The sequence below is a fragment of the Streptomyces prunicolor genome (assembly GCF_045162825.1).
GTDB classification, from domain to species: Bacteria; Actinomycetota; Actinomycetes; order Streptomycetales; family Streptomycetaceae; genus Streptomyces; species Streptomyces prunicolor.
The window spans coordinates 72,792-93,183 of the sequence record NZ_CP108676.1 but is presented as its reverse complement, the minus strand read 5'-3'; the positions used below and the strand labels follow the sequence as shown (position 1 = coordinate 93,183).

At 70.2% G+C, this 20,392-nt stretch carries 10 protein-coding genes; 6 read left to right on the top strand and 4 right to left on the bottom strand.

Annotation, left to right across the window (positions count from 1 at the left end):
• Nucleotides 1-264 precede the first annotated feature (264 nt).
• The 4 genes from OG588_RS00360 (at nt 265) to OG588_RS00345 (ending at nt 12,463) form a co-directional block, all read left to right on the top strand.
• Entirely contained in the window at nt 265-3,258 is a 2,994-nt protein-coding gene (locus OG588_RS00360) for a helix-turn-helix transcriptional regulator (protein WP_405945479.1), read from the top strand.
• 109 nt (nt 3,259-3,367) lie between these two features.
• Nucleotides 3,368-3,592, top strand: a complete 225-nt coding sequence (locus OG588_RS00355; protein WP_405945478.1) for a hypothetical protein — start codon at nt 3,368-3,370, stop codon at nt 3,590-3,592.
• A gap of 62 nt (nt 3,593-3,654) precedes the next feature.
• Nucleotides 3,655-7,884 (top strand): carboxypeptidase regulatory-like domain-containing protein, encoded by a 4,230-nt coding sequence (locus OG588_RS00350; RefSeq protein ID WP_405945477.1) that lies wholly within the window; start codon nt 3,655-3,657, stop codon nt 7,882-7,884.
• A gap of 514 nt (nt 7,885-8,398) precedes the next feature.
• On the top strand, nt 8,399-12,463 hold the full coding sequence (locus OG588_RS00345; protein ID WP_405953030.1) for a beta-galactosidase: 4,065 nt from the start codon (nt 8,399-8,401) through the stop codon (nt 12,461-12,463).
• A gap of 117 nt (nt 12,464-12,580) precedes the next feature.
• On the opposite strand, the gene OG588_RS00340 is transcribed toward OG588_RS00345, so the two are convergent.
• Nucleotides 12,581-12,901: a hypothetical protein gene (locus tag OG588_RS00340; protein ID WP_405953029.1), complete on the bottom strand. Its 321-nt coding sequence runs from the start codon at nt 12,899-12,901 to the stop codon at nt 12,581-12,583.
• 277 nt (nt 12,902-13,178) lie between these two features.
• Between OG588_RS00340 and OG588_RS00335 the strand changes: the two genes are divergently transcribed.
• Both OG588_RS00335 and OG588_RS00330 read left to right on the top strand, forming a co-directional pair.
• Nucleotides 13,179-13,970 (top strand): hypothetical protein, encoded by a 792-nt coding sequence (locus OG588_RS00335; RefSeq protein ID WP_405945476.1) that lies wholly within the window; start codon nt 13,179-13,181, stop codon nt 13,968-13,970.
• A gap of 969 nt (nt 13,971-14,939) precedes the next feature.
• A complete protein-coding gene (locus OG588_RS00330; RefSeq protein WP_405945475.1) occupies nt 14,940-16,508 on the top strand; it encodes an MFS transporter in 1,569 nt (522 codons plus the stop codon).
• 154 nt (nt 16,509-16,662) lie between these two features.
• On the opposite strand, the gene OG588_RS00325 is transcribed toward OG588_RS00330, so the two are convergent.
• The 3 genes from OG588_RS00325 to OG588_RS00315 all read right to left on the bottom strand — a co-directional run bounded on the left by OG588_RS00325 (nt 16,663) and on the right by OG588_RS00315 (nt 19,829).
• Nucleotides 16,663-17,892 carry a PP2C family protein-serine/threonine phosphatase gene (locus OG588_RS00325; RefSeq protein WP_405945474.1) on the bottom strand — a complete coding sequence of 410 codons (1,230 nt, stop codon included), beginning with the start codon at nt 17,890-17,892 and terminating at the stop codon, nt 16,663-16,665.
• 197 nt (nt 17,893-18,089) lie between these two features.
• Nucleotides 18,090-18,515 (bottom strand): hypothetical protein, encoded by a 426-nt coding sequence (locus tag OG588_RS00320; RefSeq protein WP_405945473.1) that lies wholly within the window; start codon nt 18,513-18,515, stop codon nt 18,090-18,092.
• A gap of 93 nt (nt 18,516-18,608) precedes the next feature.
• A complete protein-coding gene (locus OG588_RS00315) occupies nt 18,609-19,829 on the bottom strand; it encodes a low temperature requirement protein A (RefSeq protein ID WP_405945472.1) in 1,221 nt (406 codons plus the stop codon).
• Nucleotides 19,830-20,392: the final 563 nt, after the last annotated feature.

The following is a 20,392-nucleotide window of genomic DNA, read 5'->3' as shown; positions in this document are numbered from 1 at the left end:
TGCCACCTCAGCCCGCGAACATACGGCGAGCGCCCGCCTCGCTGCCGGTGGTGCGGCGCCGCACCAGGGGCATCACAACGGGGACGGCACTTGTTTGACGATCCGTCAATAACTGACGCTTCCTCAGAACTGTATGGAACGGCAGAAGTTGGCCTTCCCGGGCGCGGCCAGTACGGCGATCGTGGCATGCTGCGATGTCGAGGCCCGCACGGGCAGCCGGCGCCCGGGTCGCGCAGACCCTGGGCGGGTGGGGAAGGCGGTCGGATGGAGCGCTCCGCGGAGGACGGCCTCCCGCGTGCGCTGCCCGGAGTCAGCGCTCCGCGTTTCGTCGGCCGAGCGGCCGAACTGCGCCGGCTGACAGACGCCTTGGCCCGGCCTCCGGCCGCGGTCCTCGTCGAGGGCGAGGCCGGAATCGGCAAGAGCCGACTCGTCCAGGAGGCACTGGACGAGCCCGGTATCGCCGCCCGACGGCCGCTGGCCGCCATGTGCCCCCCGTTCCGGGAGGCCCTCACCCTGGGCCCGATCGTCGACGCCGCCCGTGATGCCCGGCCCGACGTGGCGGAGCTGGCCCTCACCCCCCTCGCCGGAGTGCTGCGGCCGCTGTTCCCCGAGTGGACGCAGGACCTGCCGCCGGCCCCCGAGACGCTGTCGGACGCAGGCGCCGCCCGGCACCGGCTCTTCCGCGCTCTCGCCGAACTGCTGGACGCCATGGACGTCGGCGTGCTGGTCCTGGAGGACGTCCACTGGGCCGACGAAGCCACCCTGGACTTCCTGCTGTTCCTCGCCTCCCGCCGGTGCCGCCGGATGAGCCTGGTGCTGACCTACCGTCCCGAGGACGTGGCGCCGGAGTCCGCGCTGTTGCGACTGACCTCCCGGCCCCCGGCCGGGACCGGGTACGTACGGATCCGTCTTGGCGCGCTGGACGTGCCGCGGACCGCCGAGTTGATGTCGTCGATGCTGGACGGGGAACACGTCTCCGAGGCATTCGCATCGTTCCTCCAGGAGAGGACAGACGGTGTGCCGCTGGCGATCGAGGAGTCCGTCCGGCTGCTGCGCGACCGGGCCGATCTGGTCCGGCGCGACGGCGAGTGGGTACGCAAGACGCTGGCCGACATCGCCGTGCCACCCACCATCCGGGACGCGGTCGCCGAGCGCGTCTCGCGGCTCACCCCGGTCGCACAACGCGTGCTGCAGGCCGCCTCCGTACTGGCCGAACCGGTCGGGCCGGCCGTCCTCGCGACGGTGAGCGGGCTCCCGGACAACGTTGCCGGGCGGGCCGTGGACGCCGCCGTACGCAGTGGACTGCTCGGCGAGGACCGGGCCGGCCGGGTCAGTTTCCGGCACGCGCTGGCGGCCCGTGCGGTCTACGACATGACGCCCGCGCCCGACCGACGGGCCCTGCACCGGGGAGCGGGCCGCTCACTGCGGGCCATGACGCCGCAGCCGGTGGCCCGGCTCGCCCACCACTACCGGGAGGCCGGGGACACCGGGCAGTGGCGCCGGTACGCCGAACGGATCGCCGACCTCGCTCTGGCCTCCGGGGACCACCGCACCGCCGTCGGACTGCTGCACGAGTTGCTCACCGGGAGCGATCCGCCCGCCGCCGCGGTGGCCCGGTGGGCACAGAAGATGCCGGTCATGGCCTTCACTGGGCTTGTCAGCCGGGGCGACCTGACCCGCGCGCTGCGCAGGGTGCTGGAGGGGGAGGCACTCGCTCCGCACGACCGCGCGGCCGTCCGGACCCAACTGGGGAGGATGCTGCTGCACGCGGCCGAGTACGCCGCCGCAGCAGCGGAGTTGGAGAAGGCGCTGCCGGATCTGGCCGGCGATCCGTTCCAGGCCGCCTGGGCGATGAACACGCTCGGCAGCCCGCCTAGCACCCTGATGTCCGCCGGGGAGCACCGCCGCTGGCTGGACCGGGCGGCCGACGCGGCGCGGCTGCCGATGACGGCGGACCAGCGGCTGGCTCTGGTGGTGGACCGGGCAACTTCCTTACTGGACATGGGAGATGAGACCGGCTGGGCCGTGGCCGCGGAACTGCCCGACACCGCGACGACCCCGGAAGGAATGATGCAGCTGGCACGCGGCGGACTCAACATCGGCAACTCGGCCATGCGTTGGGGCCGCTACGACGAGGCCAGAGCACTGCTGACGACCGGGCTGGCCAGGGCCGAAGAACACCGGTACCAGCGGCTCCAGGACATGATCCGGGTGACGCTGGTACACCTGGACTGGTTCACCGGCGCCTGGGACGGACTGGCCGAGCGAGCCGCCGCCCTGGCAGGGGTGGAAGAGGAACCCGTGGTTCAGCTGGACGCCCTGCTGATCACGGCCCTGCTGGACAGGGCGGTCGGCGGCAGCGCAGCGGATCCCGTCCCCGCGGAGGTGGCCGAAAGCGGCATCGGGACCGTCGAGGAGCGGCTGCGCCAGGTGCTCGACGCGGGGCTGCGGCGCGGCATCGTGGACCTGCCGCTGGAGCCTGCGGCCGCGCTGGCGCGGATCCGGCTCGCCGAGGGGTCGGCCGCCGAGGCGCTGGCGCTGACGGAGGGACCGGCCGACGTCGTGGCCCGCAAGAACATCTGGTTGTGGGCCACCGAGTTCGCACCGGTGCGGACCGGCGCGCTTCTCGCGGTCGGACGGCCGGACCAGGCACGGCAGTTCGTCGCGGACCTGGCCGAAGGGCTCAGTGGCAGGAACCTGCTGGCGGCGGACGCGGCCCTGGAGACGTGTCGCGGAGTGCTGGCGGAAGGAGAGGGCCGCAGCGTCGAGGCAGCCGCCGCGTTCGGCCGGGCCGTCACCGCCTGGAAGCGCCTGCCCCGGCCGTACGATGCACTGCTCGCGGCCGAACGCCGGGCCGGCTGCCTGCTGGCAGCCGGGGACACGGATACCGGACTGGCCGAACTCGCCCGCGCGCAGGCCGCATTCATGGCTCTGGGAGCCCGGGAGGACGCCGCCCGGGTGCACGTCGCGCGCCGCGCGGCCGGGGCGCCGGTACGAGAGTGGCGCGGTGGGCGGCGCGGCTACGGCGACCAACTGTCGCCGCGCGAGCTGGAAGTGGTCCGGCTGATGCTCACCGGTCTGACCAACCCGGCCATCGCACGGGCACTCTCCCGTTCCCCGAAGACCATCGCCGCGCAACTGAACTCCGCGATGCGCAAATACGGAGTGACCTCGCGTACCGCACTGGCGGTCAGCCTGACACAGGCTGGAATCACCCCGTCGGAAGGCCACACCACCGGCGCGGACTCCGATCTTTAGGTCATCCGCCCCATCGCGAGGACACGCGGCGACCATCGATACTCAGTGCGCGCAGGGTCCGTAGGCCTCCCTGCATCTGTGCATGACCGGAGAGGCACCCAGCCGTCGGATGAGCAGGACACCCCCTGAACCGAAGTCCGGCGCACCGAGCGACTGTACGGACGGCGCCGGCAGGCCCGCCGGTGCCGTCACCGGACCGCAGCACATCGACGTGCCGCCCGCCGGAGAGCGACACCCCGAACCGACGCCCGCCGCACCGGGCGTACCCGCCGACGACACGACGGCGGACCCCGCCTGCGCAGACGACTCGTACAGCGGTTACGAACCCCTCTGATCCCGGCCCGATCGGGTCCTCAACACGACGAAAAGGGTGCCCCCTTGCTGTCCTCAAGACGTGTGCGCGTACGCGCACCCCTCGCCCTTCTCATAGCCGTCTGTCTCGGCGCCGGGGCTCTCGCCGCGATACCACCGGCCACCGCGTCCGCGGCCACCCCCGGTTCCTCGGCCTCCTCGTCCGACGCCGACTCCTCGAAGGCCTCCGACCTGCTCAACGCCGTGCCGCAGGACAACGTCCCGCAGAACTACGTACCGGCCGGCTGCAACAACCCGAGCCTGGAGGACGGCGTGGCCCAGTGCTTCGCCGATGTGCGCACCGGCTCCGACCACATCGTCAAGCCGCAGGCGACCGCGCCCCCGTCCACGGCGCTGGGCCCGGCCGACATCCAGGCCGCCTACAGCCTTCCCGCCGGAGGCGATGGCCGGACGGTGGCGATCGTCGACGCGTACGGCAACTCCCACGCCGAGGCCGACCTGGCCGAGTACCGCGAGCACTACGGGCTGCCCGAGTGCACCACCGCCAACGGCTGCTTCCGCAAGGTCGATCAGAACGGTGGCACGGACTACCCCGCCGACGACGCGGGCTGGGCACTGGAGACCGCGCTCGACCTCGACGCCGTCTCCAGTGCCTGCCCGGCGTGCAACATCCTTCTCGTGCAGGGTGATTCGGCGAGCCTGGACGACCTGGGCACCGCGGTCGACACCGCCGTACGCCTGGGCGCCAAGTACGTCTCCAACTCCTACGGTCTGCCCAGCGAGAGCGCCTCCCAGACCGCGTACGACCACCACTACGACCATCCCGGTGTGGCCGTGGTCGCGTCCACCGGCGACACCGGCCATGTCCAGAACTGGCCCGCCACCAACCCCGATGTGGTGGCCGCCGGCGGTACCCGGCTGACCCGCGCCGAGGACACCGGGCGCGGCTGGACGGAGTCCGCCTGGACCTCCGGCGGATCGGGCTGCTCGCTGTACGAGGCCCAGCCGGTCTACCAGAGGGGGCTCACGACCGGCTGCGACACCCGGGCGACGGCTGACATCTCCGCGGTCGCCGACCCCGCGACCGGCCTGGCCGTGTACGACACGATGAGCAAGGACGGCTGGCTGCAGGTCGGCGGCACCAGCCTCTCCGCACCGCTGATCACGGCGATGTACGCGCTGGCGGGCACCCCTGTCGAGGGCACGTACCCGGTGACCTACCCGTACATCAACGCCTCCGGGCTGACCGATGTCACGACAGGTTCCAACGACGACTGCGGCACGGTGGAGTGCACCGCCGGCGCCGGCTGGGACGGCCCGACCGGTCTCGGCACCCCGGTAGGCGTGTCCGCGCTGGCCTTCGGCGTCCATGGAACGCTGTCCGGACGAGTCACCGACAGCACGTCCGGCGCCCCGCTCGCCGGTGCGGCTCTGGACATCTCCGAAGAAGCGACAGACGGCCGGAAGTACCGCGTCACCACCGACGCCGAAGGCGCGTACAGCCTCCCCGTCGCGGTGGGGGACTACCGAGTCAGCGCCACCGACTTCGGCTATGAGGAGAACACCCGCTCCGGAGTGGGAGTCGCCGAGAACCACAGCACCACCGCCGACCTGACCCTGGTGAAACTGCCCACCCGCACGGTTTCCGGCACGGTGAAGGACGGCAGCGGGCACGGCTGGCCCCTGTACTCGAAGATCACCATCGACGGCTATCCGAACGGCGCCCTCTACACCGACCCCTACACCGGCAAGTACAGCGTGACGCTTCCGGAGAAGGCCACCTACGCCGTCCATGTGGCCCCGGTCTACCCCGGTTACCTGAGCACGGACCTGAGCGTCCCGGTGGGCACGGCCGACGTACGTACCAACGTCGCGCCGGACGTGGACCTGACGGCCTGCGTCGCACCCGGCCACGCCTATCCGGCCGAGACCGGCTTCGAGGGCTGGACCGGCACCACGCCGGAGCACGGCTGGACCGTCGTCAATCACGGGACGGACGGCGCCGCCTGGGACTTCGCCGATAAAACGGTGTGGAACTTCACGGGCGGAACCGGGAACTGGGCCTCCGCGTCCCCCTACACCCGGGGCGGTGTCCCGGAGGACACCGAACTCGTCTCACCCACCTTCAGCCTGGCAGGCCAGACCTCACCCGTCCTCGGCTTCGACGCCGCCTACGCCCCCAGCAAGGACTCGGTGGCCAACGTCGACCTCAGCCTCGATTCGGGCGCGACGTGGACCACGGTGTGGCACCTGGACACGGCCGAGTACCTGGGCCACGCCGAGGTTTCCCTGCCCCAGGCGGCAAACGCGAAGCACGTGAAGGTGCGCTTCCACTACTCCGGCAGCGGCCTGTCGCTCTGGCAGCTCGACACCATCACCGTCGGCTCCTGCGCCGCTGTGAGCGGAGGCATCGTCGCCGGAAAGGTCATCGACGGCAACACCGGAGGCACCATCACGCCCGCCACCATCACCGACACCGCCGACCGCTACGCGACGGCGACCACAGTGGCGACCCCCGACGACCTGGCGTTGGCCGACGGCTACTACTGGCTGTTCAGCGCCCCCGCCGGACGCCACACCTACACGACGGCCTCCGCCCGCTACACCACCTCGACCGGCACCCTCACCACACAGCCCGACAAGGTCAACCGGTTCGACCGCACGCTCAAGGCGGGCCGCCTGGCGGTGAGCTCGGGCAGCCTCTCCGTCAGCGAGACGCTGGGCGGATCAAGCAGCAAGAAGGTCACCTTCACCAACAAGGGGCAGGCGCCGCTGCACGTCAACCTCGGTGAGCAGAGCACCGGTTACACCTCACTGGCCGGCACCTCCACGACCGCGTCGGACTCCTCGGCAGGCACACCGACGCTGCGCGCCAAGGGCAACTACTCACCCGGACCGATGAGTTCCACCTCCTCGGCCTCGAAGAGCCCGTCGACCGACCCGCCGGCCACGACAGCGACCGGGCCCTGGACCGGCATCGCCGACTACCCCGAGCCCGTCATGGACAACGCGGTGGGCACCTACCAGGGCAAGGTCTACTCCGTCGCCGGGGTCTCCGGAATCTTCAACGGGCAGTACCTCACCCACAGTTATGTGCACGACCCGTCCACCGACGCCTGGACGCCCGTCGCGGACCTCCCCGAGGCCCTGGAGTCACCCGGCGGGGCGTTCATCAACGGGACCATGTACGTTGCCGGCGGCTGGGCCAGGGACCATGCCAGCGCCTCGCTCTACGCGTACCACCCCACCACCGACACCTGGACCCGCCTCACGGATCTGCCCCAGGCGGTCGGCATGCCCAATGTGACCGTCCTCGACGGCAGCCTGTATGCCATCGGAGGCTGCATCGGATCCGGCTGTAATGACATGGTCAGCACCGTCTACCGCTACACCCCGGCCACCGGCACCTGGACCCGCCGAGCCGACTACCCGTTCCCCATGGAACGCGCGGCCTGCGCCGGCATCACCGGTGAACTGGTCTGCGCCGGGGGCATCTCGGGCAGCGACGCCAAGGGGCAGACCTACCGTTACAGCCCCTCCGCCGACACCTGGACCCGCGCGGCCGACATGCCCGACGCACGCTGGGGCGCCATCGCGAGCGGGAACGACGGCAAACTCCAGGCCGTCGGCGGCATCGCCGGAGGGGACTCGGTCAACACCGTCGTCGAGTACGACCCGGTGTCCAACACCTGGTCCGACCTGCCCAACGCCTCCTCCACCGTCTTCCGGGCCGGTGGCGGCTGCGGGATCTACCGCGTCGGCGGCATGATCTCGCTCTCCGAAACCGTCTCCTCGGCCGAGGTCCTGCCCGGGCACGACCAGTGCGACGGTGACGACGTCACCTGGCTGTCGGCGGACAAGACCTCGTTCGACCTCGCCCCCGGCCGCTCCACCACTGTCACCGTCCGAGTGGACGCCTCCGCCGTGGCCACGGCCGGCACCTACACCGGGCGGCTCACCTACAGCACCGACGCCCCCTATGCCGGAGCGTCGGTCACGGTCAGCCTCAAGGTCACGATCCCGCGGACCTGGGGTCACCTCTCCGGAACGGTCACCGACAAGCACACGGGAGTACCGCTCGCCGCGGCCACGGTCCTGATCTGCCCGGTGGCACACGCCGGAACGGCCGGCTGCGGCCATCCCGTACACACCGTACGCATCGACTCCGACGGCCACTACGACCTCTGGCTCGACGCCCGCCAGGGCCCGCTGCGGATCACGGCCTCTGCCGCCGGCCACCGCTCGGCATCCAAGGAGGTGACCCTGCTGCCGGGCCGCGCCACGACGGCCGACCTGTCGCTGACCGCGACCTGACCCCACCGCCACCCGTGCACGTCGCGCCTACCCGGACGCTCTGTCCGGGCGGGCGCGGCTTCGCCTTGTTCCTGCGCACACCACCGCCGGTCCGGAGTTCCCGGAGGTTATCGCCCAGGCCGCTGCGGCAGGGCGGGACCGCGCGTCGACGTCTGTCCGGGCAGGACTTTGTCGCGGTCGCTGAGCCGAGGGAAGCCGAGCCGAGCGACGCCAAGTGCCCTTCGCACAGGGCGGTTACGTGGGCGGCTCAGAAGGTTCTGCTCGCGCCTGTTGCGCGTGGCAGACGTGAGCCCGGGACCCGACCTCGCGGCTGTGTTCTTCCGACCCATTGTGGTTGGGCCCGCGTCGCCTTACTGTTCGGCTTTGCCTGAGTCTGTTTGATGCTGTTCGCCCAGTCGGTCTGGAGGCCGCCGTGCGGGATGGTCGGAACGGTTCAGTGGGTGCGAGACCCGGTCGCCGTCGCTGGTGGAGAGCGATCCTCGCGGCGACCGCGACCTTCGCCCTGGCGGCGGGTATGACCGCGCCGGCTTCGGCTGCGGCGCAGGACGTCGGCGAGCAGCCGGCCGCCGTCGCTCCGCAGGCGCACACCGTGACGCTCGACGGCTACTCCTTCCTCGTCGACGGCAAGCGCACCTACCTGTGGTCCGGCGAGTTCCACTACTTCCGGCTCCCGAGCCAGGACCTGTGGCGCGACATCTTCCAGAAGATGAAGGCCGCAGGCTTCAACTCGACCTCCCTGTACTTCGATTGGGGCTACCACTCACCCAAGCCCGGCGTGTACGACTTCACCGGGGTGCGGGACGTCGACAAGCTGCTCGACATGGCGCAGGAGGCCGGCCTCTACGTCATCGCCCGCCCGGCGCCGTACATCAACGCGGAGGTCGACAGCGGCGGCCTGCCCGGCTGGCTGACCACCAAGGCGGAGAACAACCGCAGCGACGACCCGCGGTTCCTGAAGTACGCGGACGAGTGGCTGACCCAGATCGACCGGATCATCGCCCGCCATCAACTCACCAACGGCACCGGGTCAGTTATCGCCTACCAGGTCGAGAACGAGTACTACGACGGCTCGGCGGCCGGCCGTTCCTACATGCAGCACCTGGAGGACAAGGCCCGCGCCGACGGCATCACGGTCCCGCTGACCGGCAACAACAACGGCACCTTCAACTCCGGTACCGGCGCCCTCGATGTCGACGGCCCGGACTCCTACCCGCAGGGCTTCGACTGCTCCAACCCCGCGAAGTGGAACGGCGTCCCGGACATCAGCTACGACCACCCGGCCGGAAAGCCGCTGTACTCACCGGAGTTCCAGGGCGGTGCCTTCGACCCCTGGGGCGGACCGGGCTACGACAAGTGCGCCGAGCTCATCAACGACCAGTTCGCCAACGTCTTCTACAAGCAGAACATCGCCGTCGGCGCGACCGCGCAGAGCTTCTACATGACGTACGGCGGCACCAACTGGGGCTGGCTCGGCATGCCCGAGAACTACACGTCGTACGACTACGGGGCCGCGATCCGCGAGACCCGCCAGCTCGATCCGAAGTACGACGAGGACAAACTCATCGGCTACTTCACACAGTCGGTCGCCCCGCTGACCAAGACCGAGGCGATCAGGGCCACACCGCCGGACGACTCCGCGATCGTCGACACCGCCCGGATGAACCCCGACACCAAGACCCAGTTCCACGTCCTGCGGCACGGCAACTCCACCTCCACTGCCGTGGACAAGACCCACATCTCCCTGGACTTCAACGCCCAGCCGACCAACGACACCACCTACACCTGGGACGACCCCGACTCCGCGCTGCAGTACGCCGGTTCGTGGTCCCATGTGGCCAACACGAGCTACACCGGCGGCGATTACCAGCACACGGAGTCGTTCTCGAACAAGGCCGGCGACTCGCTCACCGTCCCCTTCGACGGCACCGCGATCCGCTGGATCGGCTCGAAGACCAACAACCACGGCAACGCCGACGTCTACCTCGACGACACCAAGGTGGCGACGGTCGACGACTCCGGCAGCGAGAGCCAGGCCGTGCTCTTCCAGAAGACCGGCCTGACACCCGGCGCGCACACGCTGAACATCGTCGTCGCCGGGAACCACAGCTCGGGATCCACGGACAACTACGTGGCCGTCGACGCCATCGACGTACCGACCGCCGCCACCGCCGAGCCGACCTACCCGGTCGTGCCCCAGCAGCCGGGCACCGCGATCACCCTCGACGGCCGCGACTCCCACGTGATCGTGGCCAACTACCGCCTCGGCGAAGCGCAGTTGCAGTACTCGACCTCCGAGATCATGACCAGCGCGACCATCGGGGACCGGGACATCGCCGTGCTCTACGGCGACCAGGGAAGCGACGGCGAAACCGTCCTGCGCTACGGCTTCAAACCCACCGTGACCGCCAACGGCGGTACGGTCAGCACCAGTTGGGACCCGGCCACCGGAGACCTGCGGCTCAACTACACGCACAAGGGCCTGATCCGCGTCAGCATCACCGGCGACGGACAGCGCCCCCTGCTCCTGCTCCTCGGTGACAAGGCCACGGCGAAGACCTTCTGGCGTCAGGACACGGCAAGCGGCCCGGTGCTCGTGCGCGGCACCCATCTGCTGCGCACGGCGACCAGCCTGCACGGCGGCCACACCGTGGCGCTCACCGGCGACAACGCCGACGACAAGAACATCGAGGTGTTCACCGCCGCCGCCCAAGTCACCTGGAACGGCAGGACATTGAGCACCCCGGTCACCGACACGGGGAGCCGCACCGGAAAGATCCCGGTGGCCGCCCCGATACACCTGCCGACGCTCACCGACTGGAAGCACGCCGAGGAATCCCCCGAAGCCGCCCCCGGTTTCGACGACACCAGCTGGCAGGTGGCCGACAAAGCGACCACCAACAGCGTCTCCGGCGCCAACTCACTGCCGGTGCTCTACGCGGACGACTACGGCTTCCACACCGGCAACACGTGGTACCGCGGCCGCTTCCGCGCCACCGGTAAGGAGACCGGCATCCACCTGGTGTCGGACTCCGGGGGAGGAGCACAGGCGTTCTCCGCCTGGCTGAACGGCACCTTCCTGGGCAGCTCCACCACAGGCAGCGGCGACTTCGCCTTCCCGGCCGGCGCCGTGAAGTCCACCGGCGAGAACGTCCTCTCCGTGCTCACCGTCAACATGGGGCACGAGGAGGACTACAACTCCTCCAACGGCAACAAGACCGCGCGCGGCCTGACCAGCGCCTCCCTCGTCGGCGCGCCGCTGACATCCGTCACCTGGCGCCTCCAGGGCGTACGGGGCGGCGAGGACCTCCAGGACACGGTCCGCGGCCCGCTCTCGACGGGCGGCCTCTACGGCGAGCGGGCCGGCTGGTCCCTGCCGGGCTACCCGGACGCCGACTGGAGTCGCGTGTCCCTCCCGACAACCGACACGACACCCGGTGTCTCCTGGTACCGCACCGACGCGAAGCTGAACCTGCCGCACGGCCAGGACACGTCGCTCGGGCTGACCTTCACCGACGACCCGGCACGCAAGTACCGCGCCACGATCTTCGTGAACGGCTGGCAGGTCGGCAACTACGTCAACTACCTCGGCCCGCAGCACACCTTCCCGGTCCCCAACGGCATCCTGAACCCGAACGGCCACAACAGCATCGCCATCGCCGTGTGGAACCTCGACGGCACCACCGGCGGCCTCGGCAAGGTCGCACTGACCGACTACGGCAGCTACGCCTCGTCCTTGCGCGTCGCCCAGAACGACAGCCCTCGCTACGACGCCCGGACCTACGCGATGCCGAAGCGTCCGGGAGCGGACGTCACCCTGGACGTGCCGGACACCGCCCAGCCGGGACAGGTCTTCACCGCCCGGGCGACGGTGCGGGTGCCGAAGGACCGTCAGTCCGCTTCCGGACTGACGGCGTCGCTCTCCGCCCCCGACGGCTGGAGCGTGAGCGCCTCGAGCCCCACCTCGGTCAAGCGTCTGGAGCCCGGGGCATCGGCCACCTTCACCTGGCAGGTCGAGCCGCCGACCGGAACGCTGCCGTCCGCCTCGGCACTCACCGCCACGGTGCACTACCGGCAGAACGGACGGCAGGCCGTCGGCGCCGACGAGCGCATCGTCGGCGGAATACCGCCCGCTCCGCCCGCCGGGAAGAGCGACGTGAGCGCCCTGCCGTTCCTCTCCTCCACGAACGGATGGGGCCCGGTGGAACGGGACACCAGCGTCGGCGAACAGGCGGCCGGTGACGGTCGCCCGATCACCATCGCCGGCGTCGGCTACGCCAAGGGCATGGGGACCAACTCCGTCAGCGACGTCGAGCTCTACCTTGCCGGACAGTGCTCGCGGTTGACGGCGGACGTCGGCGTCGACGACGAGACGGGCGGTGCGGGCACGGTGACGTTCTCCGTGATCGCCGACGGCAAGACCCTGGTCACCACGCCGACGATCCGTGGTGGGCAGGCAGCGGTGCCGATCGACGTCGACGTCAGCGGTGCCCAGGTGATCGACCTCAAGGTCGGTGACGCGGGCGACGGCAACGGCAACGACCACGGGGACTGGGGGATGCCGACGCTGACGTGTGGGTGATCGAGCGTCGGTTCGTTCGCGGGGTGCGGTCGACGACTGAGGACCTGGGGCTTCGGGGACTCCTCCGACGTCGGGGGAGTCGCCGTCGGCTCCGAGGCGGGTGAGCGAAGCCGGTTCCTACGCGGGGCTCGCATCGTCGAGGAAGTGAAGCAGCACGGCGGCCTCGGCGCGGAGCCGTGCGATTCGGTGCGCGTGCGCGGGTGCGGTCAACTGGGCCGCGGCCTCCAGACGCTCGGCGGCTTCGGCTTTCACGATCTCGACCACCCTGCGCTCACTCAGCTCACGCCGAGTCGCCTCCGTGACGCCGACACCGAGCGGCGACTGCTCAAGGGCCGAGCCACGAACCTCGGTTTCCTGCACGGGCACCGCCTCGGCGTTGTCCAGCGCGCCAAGGGTTGCCCGAAGGGCGCTCACCGCGACTTTGTCACCTGCGCGCATCGCTTCCGGGAGCGCTCGACGCATACGAAGACGTAGAGACATGCCGGTGACCCTATGGCGGCGCCCTTCGACCCACAACGCGCATTCCGTGCTGCGCCGGACCTACCGCAGCGATGGCCTGCACCGGGGACATCGTCTCCCTGCCCGGTGGATGCGGGCGTTGGTTCGAAGAACAGGGCAACCGGGACCGTCCCTCATGGGTCTAGCCACCGATGACACACCATCAGGTTTCGTCGTGCGGGGAGGCGGCGAACCCAGTGTCCCGAGGGGGGACTTCATGCGTATACGCCCGGCCGTGGCGGTCATCTTCCTGACTGCCACCCTTTCAGCATCGGTGCTTCCGGCAACCGCCCAAGCGGCGGGTACGGCTGCTGCCGACGACACCACGTTCTCGAACGTCGTGGTCAACGGCGGCAAGGACATCGTGCTCGGCCTGACCACCAGAAAGACCGTCACGATCACGTGGACGGCCCACGACCCGGAGGGCATTGCCGCGTCATGGGCCTACCTGTGGCACGGTCCCAACACCGACGACGCCGACGGCATCCTGCCGCTGTACCCGCCGGCGGGAACATGCGTGGTGTCGTCGGCCGACCCGACCACCGCCGCCTGCAAGGTGAGCATCGCTGTGAGCGCCGCGCGGGACTTCGACCACAACGGCCTCGCCGGCGCCTGGAAGGTGCTCGCCGGGGCGCAGGACACCGACGACAACTGGACGGAGACCGACGTCGCCGGTACGGCGAATTTCAAGCGGTACGCCAGGGTCACGGTCAACGCCTCGCCCGAGCCGGTGAAGAAGGGCAGGACGATCACGGTCACCGGGAAGCTGACCCGCGCCAACTGGGAGAGCGGCACCTACACCGGCTACCAGGGGCGGCCGGTCCAACTGCAGTTCCGTAAGAAGGGCAGTTCCGTCTACACCGCGCTGAAGACCGTCACCACCGGCGTCGGAGGCAAGCTGAGGACCACTACCAAGGCCAAGGCCGACGGCTACTACCGCTTCGTCTTCACCGGCACCCCCACCACCGGCCCGTCCACGGCGACAGGCGACTTCGTCGACGTCAGGTGACGAACTACTCCGGTTCCGGCCTGTCGGTGCGGTGTCGTGGTCGCTCGGGGATGGCCGGCGTCCATCCGGGACGGACGCCGGCCATCCCTCGATCGGAGGAAGCGTCGGGTCACCGTCTGGACCACCGCCTTCGCGCAGGTCCCGGCGGAGCGGAAGACACGGGTCGCCGGCCCGTCCGAACGGCCGGTGATCGTGGCGTGGTCGCCCGAGTACTCGATCCGGTTGCCTGCCGACGGGCGCACGAGCAGGCGTCGTGAGGCGGCCCGGTCGCTGCCCGGCGGCTGCGTCGCGGTCGGCCTCTGTACCTATTTCCATCGCGGGGACTTCGCCCGGCAGAGGACGTGTGGCGTCCTGGCGGCTGCTTCCAACCTGCTTGGACCAGGCGATTCCAAGGGTGCCGAAGCGGTGGCTTCTCCCTTCGTCACCGTGCCGAGGAGCGGCGGGCGCCGACATCTCCGGGCGATGCCCGGCAGGCCGACGGATGCGGAAGTCGCAGATGGAGGCGACCATGAGCCTCATCGAGGCGAGTGGAGATTCCCGTATGACGTGTTCCGCTGAACTTCTTCGGTATGGCCTGTGCCGCCTCGCGCCGACCACACTGCGCGCGGACCTGCCCGACGCAGCAGTGGGACCGTCGGCCCTGCTCGCCGGCGGCGTCGCGAGGCTTCTGTCCGGCAGGCGCCGGCAGTCTGAGCGGAGACCGCTGCCAAGGTCCTGGGCAGGGCTTCCGCCCCGCTTCACCCCGTCCGGCCACTGCGGGCGGTCCGATGGCCTGCGCGAGCGCGGGCGCCGGGAGCGGCCAGATCATGTCTGGCATCAGGGTCGATCCGTCGGCCCGTCTTCGACTCCGCCACGGCAGCCTCTGATCGGGCCTGCCCGCGACGAGCTCGTTCCACGGGCCGCCCGGCCGACGGGTTCGGAGCAGGGGACTGCTCACCCGTAAGCGCATACGGCTCGGAAAGGACACCGATGTCCGGAACTGGAACCTCCTCCTCGTCCCGACGGCTGACACTGGCCGCGATGATCTTCGCGGTGGCGATGACGTTCATCGACCAGACGATCGTGTCCATCGCCGCACCGAACATCCAGGCGGAGTTGGGGCTGTCGAACACCGGCGTGCAGTGGGCCATCAACTCCTACCTGCTGGCGATGGCCGCCCTGTTCGCCTTCGGGGGACGGCTGGCCGACACCGTCGGGCACCGGCGCATGGTCGTCCTCGGGGTGGTCGTCTTCGCCGTCGCGTCCGCGCTGTGCGGGCTGACGCCCAAGGGCGGCGCCGCCGAGGGGTGGCTGATCGCGTTCCGGGCGCTCCAGGGGGCGGGCGGAGCGCTGATGTACCCCGCAGCCCTGGCCATCGTGGTCAACTCCTACGCGTTGCAGGAGCGCGGCAAGGCACTCGCCCTGTTCTTCGGCATCGCGGGCGGTCTCACCGCGGTAGGTCCGATCCTCGGCGGCTGGCTGACGCAATGGACCTGGCGGGCCATCTTCTGGGTCAACATTCCCGTCGCCGTCGTGGCCCTGGTGCTCATCGCGATGGCGCGTCCGCACAGCCCGCACCGGCCGGCGCCGATGGACTACCGCGGACTGGCCCTCATCGTGGCCGGCGTGGGCCTGAGCATCTTCGGCTTCCAGCAGTCCTATCTGTGGGGCTGGCACTCCGTGGCGACCTGGCTGTGCATCGTCGTGGGCCTGCTGCTGCTCGTGGTCTTCGTCCTCGTCGAGAGGCGAACGGCCCATCCGCTGCTGGACGTCGAACTCTTCCGCGACCGGGCCTTCTCCGTACAGAACGTCGTCCTGGGCGTGGCGATGGCAGCCTTCGTGCCGGTGTTCTTCTTCACGAGCGTGTACGCGGAGGTCGCCCTCGGGAAGAAGCCCTCCGAGGCCAGCCTCGACCTGCTCTACTTCTTCCTCGGCTTCGTGGTGGCTGCGCAGGTCGGCGGACGGATGCTCGACCGCATCGGCGCCAAACGGCCCGTGGTGCTGGGCTGCGCGCTGTCCTGCGTCGGCTACTTCCTGTGGGCGGGCCGGGTGACCGGGCTGAGCGAGAGCCGCATCGTGTGGTGCATCGTGCTCGCCGGAGCAGGAATGGGACTGATGCTGGGACAGGCCAACACCGACGCGGTCAACCGGGTACCCCAGCTGTCCTACGGCGAAGCGACCGGAGTCACGCAGACCGTGCGCAACTACGGCTCCAGCCTGGGCCTGGCCGTCCTCGGCACAATCTTCGCCTCGGTGCTCCAGTCACGGATCACCCAGTCTCTGATCGCACAGGGTATGGGCCACGATGCGGCGAGCCGGGAGGCCAAGTCGATCTCCCAGCTGAGCTCAGGACAAGGCAGTGGTGGCACCGCGTCCATTCCGCACTTCGTCCGGCTGGGCGTGGCCGAGGCCACCCGCTCGGTGCTGCTCGGCATGAGCGTGATCATGGCCGTCGCCTTCGTCGTCGCCCTGTTCGGCCTGCGACGCGGAGTCCAACAGGAACTGCCCGCGGACAAGAGGGAATCGAGGCCGGCCCCGGCACCGGAAACCGGAGACTGACGGGACGTTACGGCAGGCAGAACGAAAGGGGACCGGAGCTGTCGGTCAGGCCGGGGCGCCGGCTGCGTTCCCCTTTCCCTGCTGAGAGTCGGGGGCGGCGCCCACACCTTGAGCCCGCGGCAGGTCGACGGTTCGGTGCCGGGCGAAGCCGCCGTCACAGCCGCAGGACGATCAGGGCCGTGTCGTCGGTGTTGCCCTCGGGCGGGAGCAGGTCGGTGAGAAGGGCGTCGGCCAGGGGCTCGGGTTCCGCGTGTCGGTGGTGGGCGAGGGAGTCGGCGAGGCGGGTCAGACCGCGGTCGATGTCCTCCGTACGACGCTCGATCAGTCCGTCGGTGTACAGCACGAGGGTGGCGCCCTCGGCGAAGCGGATGCTCGTCTGCGGCCGGCCGACATGCTCGGGTCTGGCGCCCAGGGGCGGGTCCGTGGCCTGGTCGAGGAAGGTCACCGTGCCGTCGGGGTCGAGCAGCGCCGGGGGAGGATGGCCCGCGCAGCTGTAGGTGATGGTGTGGTCGTCCCAGTCGATGAACGTCGTCACCGCGGTGGCGGACTCGGCGCCCTCGACGAAACGGGCGTAGAGACCGAGGGCCTCAAGGGCGGAGCCCGGCCCGTCGGCGACCCGGCAGGCCGCGCTCAGGGCGCTGCGCAATTGGCCCATGGCGCAGGCGGCCGACAGACCGTGCCCGACGACGTCACCGACGGCGACCGCCATTCCGCCGTCGGGCAGGTCGACGAGGTCGTACCAGTCGCCGCAGACGTTCAGGGCGTCCACGGCGGGCCGGTAGCGGACGGCCGCCCGGTGGTGGCCGACCGGTCGCGGTGGGGGCAGCATCGCCGCCTGCAGGGTCAGGGCCACCTCGCGCTCATGGGCGTGTGCCCTGCGCAGCCGCTCGTTGACCTCCTGCAGCTCACGTGCCCGGGTGTACAGCTCGGCTTCCAGTACCCGAGCCCGTCTGTCGTCGGCCCGGCCGCCGAAGGCCCTGACGAACTCGGTGACCTCCTCCACCCGGTGGACGATCAGCGTCACCTCGCCGTCCTTGCCCCGGATGGGCGCGTTGACGGGGCTCCAGAAGTGCTCCACCCATCGGCCGGGCCGCAGCGGGTCCTCGATGTCGTAGCGGAGCAGGGCCATCGTGTCGCGCTCGCCGGTGGTCGCCGCGCGCAGCATCGACTCCCGGGTCTCACGCATGCCGGCCGCCGCCGGGTCCTTGGGGTTCTCGGGGAAGACGTCGAAGATGTAGCGGCCGACCAGCTCCTCGCGCTTGCGTCCCGACAGGCGCTCGAAGTCCTCGTTGGCGTCGACGTAGACCAGCTCGGGGGTGAGCAGCGCCACCATGCCGGGCAGGTCGCGGAAGACCGCCTCATAGTCGATCTCCGGATCCTGCATGGCCTGCCCGCTTCGACGCCGAGGGTCACTGTGTCGTTCCACGATAGGAGGGATCTGGCCATGAAGCCCGGAAACGGCTCTTTTCGGTTCGGTGAGCAGGGATGATGGCGTCGGCCGTCACCCGACCGAGTGGCCTGCTCCGGGAGAGCACCCTGGGAGGCCGCGCGATGGTATGGCTCGGCGAGCGGCCACGCCGTTCATGATCTGGTCCGTGTCGAGCCGCCGATGTCCGTGGTGAGACGGCGGTAGGCGGCTCGGGCGTGGAGAAGCCGGGCCAGGGTCGTACCCACCAGAGCGGCGGTGAACAGGCAGGCGAGCCAGAACGCGTCACGGTGTCCGGCCCAGGTGAGGGTGCCGGCGGGCGGGACGGCGAAGCCGTTGAGGAAGAGCCAGCACAGCACCGCGGTGCCGGGGGCCGCCGTGAAGCGGGCGCACAGGCCGAGCAGTACCGAGAACAAGGACAGCACGGCCAGTGCCGGAGAGGGCCGATCGGTACCTATCAGCGCATTGAGCAGTGCCACCAGCACCAACGCGCCGCCGGATGCCGCGGCCCAGACCAGTGGCGTGGCCAAGGGCGAGGGGACAGGCCGTGCTCCGGTACGGAGAGGCACCCAGTCGATCATGCCTGAGACTCCTTCTGGTCGTCCCGCTCCTCCTGGCGACGGGGAAGCCAGCCTGCCCGAGGCCGGGCCACCGGTACAACCTGGTCCCGTGGCTCAAACCTCGGTCCGCACGGCCCTCTTGGACGGCCTCGTCGCCCGCCGCTCGTAGAGGATCGGCCACAGGGTGAGCAGGACGAGCAGCCAGACCACCGTCACGGTGCGGACATGTGCGCCGAACGCCGCCAGCAGCAGGGGCAGTACGCAGCAGGGGAGGACCACGGACAGCAGCCACCGCAGTTCCCGCCCGGCTCGGCCGAGCCAGGCAATTCCGCTGAGCATGAAGTACCCGGCCAGCGACGAGCACAGCAGCCACCGGGTGGCGTCCGGCAGCGTCTCCAGGTGCTCGGCCGCGGCTCCCAGCGCGGCGGCCAGAGCGGCGAGGCAACCGGACACGAAACAGTGCAGGGGCAGCGCCGCACGGGCCGGCAACACCCCTGCCGCCAGGTGCGGCACCCCCGCGTAGCCGTGTCCGAAGGACAACGCCCACAGCGTGGCCAGCAGGAAGAACGCCGCGACGGTGAGCATGTACAGCTTCTTGTCCCACTCCGCGTCCGAAGTGGCTTCGACCACTTGGGCGACGCCCTCGCCCAGCACGATGATGACGAAGAGGCCGAGCCGCTCGCTCAGGTGCTCCGTCTGCGACCGCGCGAGCGACGTGCCCCTCACGGAATCGCGTTGGGCGGTTCGGTTGTCGTGGCGCTCCCGTGCCTCCTGGTGCTCGACGATGTCGCGTGCGGAGACCGCGAACGTGACGTACAGATCAAGGGCGATACCGAGGGCCCAGAGCCAGTGGCGCGTCGGATCGTGGGTCCAGAGGGAGACGATCCACGGGATCACGCCGAGCGACATCTGAGCGGCCGGCCAGTCGACGAGGACCTGGCGACGGTGCTGCCAGGCCCGGCTCGCCAGGAGCCGGATCAGGACGTAGGCGAGGGCGAACACGCGCGCGTGCCGGTCGTCCCCCTCGTGCACCCCCGATACCGCCGCGGCCATGACGGCCATGCCGAACATGGCGGCCAGCACCGTGCGGACGTGGGTGTTCTCGTAGGCCACGTTCGCGTACAGGGTGAAGCAGATCCAAGCTGTCCAGAAGGCGAGGAACAGTAACGCGTAGAGGCCCAGGTCGGACACGTCCGGGACGCCGTGCAGCAGGTGCGCGATCTGTGCCACACCCGCCACGGCGACGAGGTCGAAGAACAGTTCCAACCAACTGGCGTGCCGGTTCTCCTCCGAGGTCGGTTGCGGGGCCGGTGAGGTCGTGTTGTCGTCGTTCACTGCATCACCATGCCCTGTCGCCGACAACGTACGAGCCGGAAATCGTCTGCGACCGGTCGCCGGGACGGGCTCTTGCCCGTCTGGAGCCGCTCGCTGCCGGGTTGGCCGTCCTGCCGTGACATCTGGAGACGTGGCCAGCACCCAACTGCGGTCAGAATCAAGACCGTTGTCGGTTCGGTCGGTGCTCAGCACCGCTGTGTGCTCCGGGGGTGGTGGGCCGACTGCTGTCGGTGCGGCCCGCGTGGTTTCGGCTGCTGACTCCGTCGGTGCGGCGTCCGGTGCTGTGCTGCCGTGGTTTCGGAGGCCCGGGTGATCCCGCTCGACAGCGTCAGCCGGTTGCCCGACCGTTATCGGGACCTGGCTGCAGGTCTCGGCCGGCACGGCGCCGTGCCGGAACCTCTGTCATGCGGCCCCGAGGAGGAGGCCGCCTGGTCCACCCCCTCCACCGCGGCGCGCGGCGATGACAGACACGCCACAGTCACAGCCGCCCGCATCGTCTGGACCGCCGACCACCTCGACGCCGCCCGTCACCTCCAGCCGGGTCCGGCAGCCGCGGCGCGAGG

What these genes read in the sequence shown, in the direction of transcription:
- OG588_RS00335 (WP_405945476.1), top strand. Translation starts at nt 13,179, where the DNA reads ATGCGTATACGCCCGGCCGTGGCGGTCATCTTCCTGACTGCCACCCTT.
- OG588_RS00330 (WP_405945475.1), top strand. Translation starts at nt 14,940, where the DNA reads ATGTCCGGAACTGGAACCTCCTCCTCGTCCCGACGGCTGACACTGGCC.
- OG588_RS00340 (WP_405953029.1), bottom strand. Translation starts at nt 12,901, where the DNA reads ATGCGCGCAGGTGACAAAGTCGCGGTGAGCGCCCTTCGGGCAACCCTT.
- OG588_RS00325 (WP_405945474.1), bottom strand. Translation starts at nt 17,892, where the DNA reads ATGCAGGATCCGGAGATCGACTATGAGGCGGTCTTCCGCGACCTGCCC.
- OG588_RS00345 (WP_405953030.1), top strand. Translation starts at nt 8,399, where the DNA reads ATGACCGCGCCGGCTTCGGCTGCGGCGCAGGACGTCGGCGAGCAGCCG.
- OG588_RS00320 (WP_405945473.1), bottom strand. Translation starts at nt 18,515, where the DNA reads ATGATCGACTGGGTGCCTCTCCGTACCGGAGCACGGCCTGTCCCCTCG.
- OG588_RS00355 (WP_405945478.1), top strand. Translation starts at nt 3,368, where the DNA reads ATGAGCAGGACACCCCCTGAACCGAAGTCCGGCGCACCGAGCGACTGT.
- OG588_RS00360 (WP_405945479.1), top strand. Translation starts at nt 265, where the DNA reads ATGGAGCGCTCCGCGGAGGACGGCCTCCCGCGTGCGCTGCCCGGAGTC.